4 protein-coding genes, 3 tRNA genes and 1 rRNA gene are annotated in these 5802 nt (G+C 46.2%); all 8 read left to right on the top strand.

What is annotated here, in order from left to right; genetic code table 11:
- Window positions 1-130, top strand: a 16S ribosomal RNA gene (locus AC06L3_RS03630); the annotation flags it as partial.
- Window positions 131-200: 70 nt separating this feature from the next.
- Window positions 201-274: transfer RNA gene (locus tag AC06L3_RS03625), tRNA-Ile, on the top strand.
- 7 nt (window positions 275-281) lie between these two features.
- A tRNA-Ala gene (locus tag AC06L3_RS03620) sits at window positions 282-358 on the top strand.
- 39 nt (window positions 359-397) lie between these two features.
- Window positions 398-471, top strand: a tRNA-Ala gene (locus AC06L3_RS03615).
- Window positions 472-554: 83 nt separating this feature from the next.
- Window positions 555-1859 carry a hypothetical protein gene (locus AC06L3_RS03610; RefSeq protein WP_475669257.1) on the top strand — a complete coding sequence of 435 codons (1305 nt, stop codon included), beginning with the start codon at window positions 555-557 and terminating at the stop codon, window positions 1857-1859.
- An 80-nt stretch (window positions 1860-1939) separates the two neighbouring features.
- Complete coding sequence (locus tag AC06L3_RS03605; protein ID WP_475669256.1) at window positions 1940-3721, top strand: ABC transporter ATP-binding protein; 1782 nt, start codon at window positions 1940-1942, stop codon at window positions 3719-3721.
- Between the two features lie 3 nt (window positions 3722-3724).
- A complete protein-coding gene (locus AC06L3_RS03600; RefSeq protein ID WP_475669255.1) occupies window positions 3725-4255 on the top strand; it encodes a hypothetical protein in 531 nt (176 codons plus the stop codon).
- Entirely contained in the window at window positions 4248-5765 is a 1518-nt protein-coding gene (locus AC06L3_RS03595; protein ID WP_475669254.1) for a M28 family metallopeptidase, read from the top strand. The genes AC06L3_RS03600 and AC06L3_RS03595 overlap by 8 nt, the downstream gene beginning before the upstream one ends.
- Window positions 5766-5802 lie beyond the last annotated feature (37 nt).

The raw sequence follows: 5802 nt of genomic DNA, 5'->3' as shown, positions 1-5802 counted from the left end.
CGTCAAGCCATGGAAGCCGGGGGTGCCTGAAGTCCCAGACCGCGAGGATGGGCCAAGGGCGAAACTGGTAACTGGGGCTAAGTCGTAACAAGGTAGCCGTACCGGAAGGTGTGGCTGGAACACCTCCTTTTTGGAGTTTGTCTGACTGATTATGACTGAGATTCTCATTTGTCTCTGCTGCTTGTTCTGTCTTTATATATAGTCTCGTAGCTCAGTTGGTTAGAGCACCACACTGATAATGTGGGGGTCCGCGGTTCAAGTCCGCGCGGGACTACTACTCCGGGGGACTAGCTCAGTTGGCTAGAGCACCTGCTTTGCAAGCAGGGGGTCAAGGGTTCGACTCCCTTGTTCTCCACCAAAGTTCATTTAAAAAGAGTCGTGAGACTCATAAAATCCTGGGGGACTAGCTCAGTTGGCTAGAGCACCTGCTTTGCAAGCAGGGGGTCAAGGGTTCGACTCCCTTGTTCTCCACTTTTCTTTTCCATTATATATATATTAGAAACTCGCACTTTGTTTAAGGCGGGTTTTTTATTTTTTTATAACTTTGTTACGTTATGAAAAAGCTATTTACATTATTCCTTTCAGTTTTCTGCTTTGCGTCCGTTCTATGCGCACAGAACTCAAATCTTACTCTTAGAGCATATATGGATGCTCCATACGATGGCCAATCAGTTGAGTCCTATTCAAAGGTTCTCTGGTACAACGAGAATACCGAAGAGTATTTCGTTTCTGACAGCCCTTATGGAACGCCTGAGAAATTGTTCACTTTCGTGCCTCAGGACGGTTATCCGTCCAGGAATTACACAACGGCTTTCCTTCCGAACGGAGATGTCCTTTTCATATATGACTCCCAGTTCGGCGGCGAGAAACTGACCGAAGAGGAATATTCCGCACCGTATTCGGTTGCAATGGACAACATGTACCGCAGGAACCCGATAATTGCTGTTGCAAGTGAGGGATACAAGCTGCATCTCATTGATTTCGGTGACAGGCTCAAACCTACAGGCTGGCTTCAGAACATTGGCCAGCACTATTCCTTCCGCCACAAGGCATTCTATTTTGCCGAATATACCAGAGGCAATCTGCTTTCCTGCAACGGATGGAAGGTGAGCGGTGATTTCACAAATCCGGACAATTGGCAGGTGAGAGCAGGCAGGCACATTCAGTTCCCTTACAACACAGGCACGAAGCATTTTCATATTGCCCAGGAGGACCCATATACCGGAGTCGTATATTTCAGCACCGGCGACAGGGATGCAGGTCTGTATGCCAGCACCAATGGAACAGATTTCGTCCAGCTTGACAAGAATGACAGGGCCAAATGGCGCATGCTCAACGCAGTCTTCACAAAGGACTATGTGTGGTGGGCATCCGATGACTGGACAGTGAACCATAGATTCTGGCGTTGTGCAAGGGGCAAGGACGGCGTGATAGACCCGCAGACACTCACGCTTATTCATCAGTTCTCCTTCTTTGATGTTGACAGCAGGGCAACCTACGGGAACATATATTTCAGCAAATACAATGCAATTGTTTTCCTGGACCGATGGGACGGAGGAAGCAAGCATATCACCGTGCTGCCTGTATATCTGTATGACATTGATTCAGGCAGAATGATAAAGGTCATGGACATCCAGAGGCGTGAAGGATTGTCGGAGAACGCAATGTGGGGCTTCCGCTGCCGTACCATGGAAATGTATCCCCAGGGCTCGAAAGCTGTTGTTTCATTCGATTCCATGCATCCCAATGAACTGCCTTTCTGCCGGAAGCCCGAAGACGAGAAAGGCGTGAACAATCTGGTGCTTAATCTTACAAAGGATGCTCAGGGAAACTATACTCTGTCGTTCGAGTCATTGTAAGCGCAGCATCTTAATTGCTATTCTGCTCCTTATGGGTTAAATTTGCAAACTTATAATCTTTAACTATCGCAAGTGTAAAAATGCCTGGAGGACTCATAGGCTTATTGCCAAAGGAATACAAGAGGAAATCTGTATGGATAGCTTTCTCTATCCTTTTGGGATCATTCCTGGATCTGCTCGGCATTGCAGTGATTCTTCCGGTATTCATAGTGCTGCTCAGCGGAGGGGATACCGGAAAATATCCCTTCATAGACAGAATGATGTCCATTCTGGCTCCTGACGGGGATATGGGAATATTCATACTTTGGCTGGGTCTGATCACAATAGTTCTGTTAAGTGTTAAGTTCATAGTGTCACAGCTTCTGCAACGTTATCAGACAAAGTTTGTGCTGGGTATCTATCAATATTTTTCAAGAAGGCTTTTCAAGGAATTCTATAGAAAGGGTCTTGGATTCATAAAGGATAAAGGTACGGTTGACCTCTCATACAAGATAAATGCTGTCTGCTACAGCGTGGCCACTCAGGTTCTGCTGCAGATGCTTTCACTTGTAGCCGAGGCTGTTGTGACAATAATAACTTTTGCCGTTATTGCCACCATTTCATACGTTTCGGCCCTGGCAATAATCATATCCCTCATACCATCCGTTGCCGTGTATTTCATGTTTGTGCGTGACCGGCTCATCCAGTACGGCAGGCTTGAGAACAGGGCGCGCTCCAATCAGTACCGCACTGTGCAGGAAACGTTCAGCAATTACTCCGCAGTAAGGATATACGGTGCCTTTGACAAGATGATGACCTTGTTTGACAGAGGACTTGAGATGATAAGCTATAGAAGGATAAAGTCGATACTCATAGGCAGAATCACAGGCTTCCTTATGGAAATCACCATAATAGTCTGCATATGTTTCCTCATACTGGCTTGCGGGCAGCAGTGGAGCAGGCTGAGTCTTTGGCTGGCGCTTTTCTGTGCAGGCGCAATCAGGATCCTGCCCGCCATACGCTCGATGCTCGGAAGCTATTCCAGCATCAAGAACAACAGTTACGCCGTTGAGATAGTTTCCGAGGCCCTCCTGCACAGCGATGGTAATGAAGATTCATCCGGCACAGCCGTTACGGAGGTATTCCACGGATTCAATGACAGGATATCCGTTGAACATCTGACATTTTATTTCAATGAGCATGAGCCTGTCCTGAACGATATATCATTCGAGATATCCAAGGGCGAAAGAGTAGGGTTCAGGGGCGTGTCAGGGCGTGGAAAATCCACTTTGTTCAATCTTATGCTGGGTCTGTACCCGCCGGTTTCAGGCAGAGTTGCCGTTGATGGCATGACCCTCAATGAAAATAACGCTGATTCCTGGCTGGAAATGGTGGGCTATGTACCACAGGACGTGCAGCTTCTTAACCGGTCAATAGCGGAGAATGTGGCCTTCAATGTGCTTTTTGATGTAGAGGATCTGCGGCCTCTGACTGTCAGGGAACTGCTTACCGAGAAGAAGGACAAGAACCAGCATTTTGAGATTGATGATGAAATACGTGAAAGGATAATGCGTGCTCTGGAGCAGGCGCAGCTGCTGGATTTCGTCAATTCTCTTGAACATGGCATATATACAGTGATAGGTGAAGGCGGCTGCAAGGTCTCAGGAGGCCAGAAGCAGCGTCTTGGAATTGCGCGTGCGCTCTTCAAGAAGCCTCAGCTGCTTTTCCTTGATGAAGCCACCAGCTCGCTTGATTCGCATATGGAAACCGAAGTGAACAATGCAATAGAATATGTTTCAAGGATGGATTCCGAACTTACAATAATCACTATTGCGCACAGGGAGACATCACTGGCATATTGTGACAGAATCATTGATTTGTAATTTATGGAAAAGGAGAAATACGGAACCGCATCATCTGTGGTGCTTGATAACAACGAATACTTTGCACTTGTGCAGGAGGAGATGCACAATGGCAACAAGGTTGTTTTCACGGCAAAGGGTCACAGCATGACTCCTTTTCTCAGGCATGAGCGTGATTCAGTGGAACTTGTTCTGCCAAACGAGGAAAATGTCAAGGAGCATGCAATCGTGCTTTTCACTTTGCATGGCAGATATATAATGCACCGTATCCTTAATATAGATTATGTGATTCCCGGTGCTGTGAATGACAAGGATGTCCTTACCATTCAAGGAGACGGAAATATCAAGGGTCAGGAGATAGTCACGCGTGATGCTGTCATAGGCGTGGTTGCAAAACTCCTCAGGAAGAGAAGGAACGGCAGTTACCGCACAATTGACTGCAATGGACGACTCTTCAAGGCTGCTACTGCAATATGGCTCTTCCTTACCCCCGTAAGACGGTACATCCTTGCTATCAGAAGACGAATACTTAAATACATATTTCACTATGAATAAAATGAAAACGGTGCTTATGGCAATATCGATACTTGCCCTGGCATCCTGCTCGTATCTCAAGGAGAAACAGGAAATGAAAAAAATGAATGAATGCAAGACTTACTTTGAATCTGTAGTGAAGGAACTGTCCGATGTTTCAAAGTATTATGGCAGGAACGCTTACGAAAATGGAGACATCTTTGCAGCCAAATACATCATTGACCAGGTTCGTGAAATGGGTGCAATGCCTGCATCAAAGTCATCAATGGCCATTGAGGACTGCTTCATGCACACACAGGAGGTCCAGCCTCCATATAAAGCCCATATTTATAACATAGGGCTGGAACGTTGGAGCGGAATGGTTGAAAACGGATACGAGAGAACTCCTGAATATGACAAATACGTGCCATATCTTCAGAATTTCAGCTTTGATTTGAATGTAATGCGCAGCAGTATGAAACTTGTGGTTGACGGCAAGAAAATGGAGCCGACTGTGGATTTCATTGCCAAGGAGTTCAGCCCTACCTGCCATGGAAAATTCGAGATCAAGTATCTTGAAGACAAATATTACACCGAGGAACTTTTCGTGAAACACCTGAACAGCGGTGCGTACAAGAATGCGTTCGTTGTTGTTGACTGGGCCAAGTACAACACCCTTCCTTTTGAATCGCATATGGAAAGATATATCCCTTATCTGATGCCGCTTGACAAAGTTGGCGGAATAATCCTCAAGGATGATGCAGGTTCGTATGCTCCAAACGTTCTTTTCCCTTATTTCAAGGCAAGAGCGCATTATGTAACGCCTGAGCCGGTCCTTATGGTGAACGGAGCTTTCCCTGATGATGCCAAGGAACTTGAAATAGACATTGTGTCACAGATGTATCCAAGACATGACGCCCATAATGTGGTTGCATTCCTCCCGGGAACCGGCAAAAATGCGAAGGATGACGAGTGCATCACTTTCATTGCTCATTATGACCATCTCGGCTGTATGGGCAAGGAGAATGTCTTCCCTGGAGCCAATGACAACGCTTCCGGTGTTGCAATGCTTCTTTCCTTCATCAAATACTGGAGCAAAACCGAGCATAGCATGCCTCTTCAGTTCATCTTCCTTGATGCCGAGGAATCCAATCTGCTTGGTGCATTCTTCTATGCAGCCAATCCTGTCATTCCACTTGACAGGATAAAATGCGTTATCAACTGTGATATGGTGGGAGACAGCGGTGACAATCTTCATTGCCAGTGCGAGCAGGACGGACAGTGGATAATTGATTCACTCAAGAAAATCAACGATGAGTATGCAGACGGTTTCAAGGCATTTGACCTGGAGGGCGTTGATGACAACTCCGACCATTATGCATTCGAGCAGGCAGGTGTTCCTTCAACCTACTTCGAGACAAAGGGCGAGTTCTATGACCATTATCATACACCAAGGGACACTTATGAGCATTTTACATCGTGCAACTATCATCGTCTGTTCCATATGTTCACAACTTTTGTAAACAGTTTCAATTGCAATTCTGCCCGATAGGCCTTAAATTTGCGTGATATTATGCATTGTAAACAAA

Source organism: Candidatus Egerieousia sp. (assembly GCF_056211015.1).
The sequence above is the reverse complement of the archived record's forward strand: the minus strand, read 5'-3'. Positions and strand labels throughout refer to the sequence as shown.

Coding starts and splice junctions, on each gene's coding strand:
- AC06L3_RS03610 (WP_475669257.1), top strand. CDS start 555: ATGAAAAAGCTATTTACATTATTCCTTTCAGTTTTCTGCTTTGCGTCC.
- AC06L3_RS03605 (WP_475669256.1), top strand. CDS start 1,940: ATGCCTGGAGGACTCATAGGCTTATTGCCAAAGGAATACAAGAGGAAA.
- AC06L3_RS03600 (WP_475669255.1), top strand. CDS start 3,725: ATGGAAAAGGAGAAATACGGAACCGCATCATCTGTGGTGCTTGATAAC.
- AC06L3_RS03595 (WP_475669254.1), top strand. CDS start 4,248: ATGAATAAAATGAAAACGGTGCTTATGGCAATATCGATACTTGCCCTG.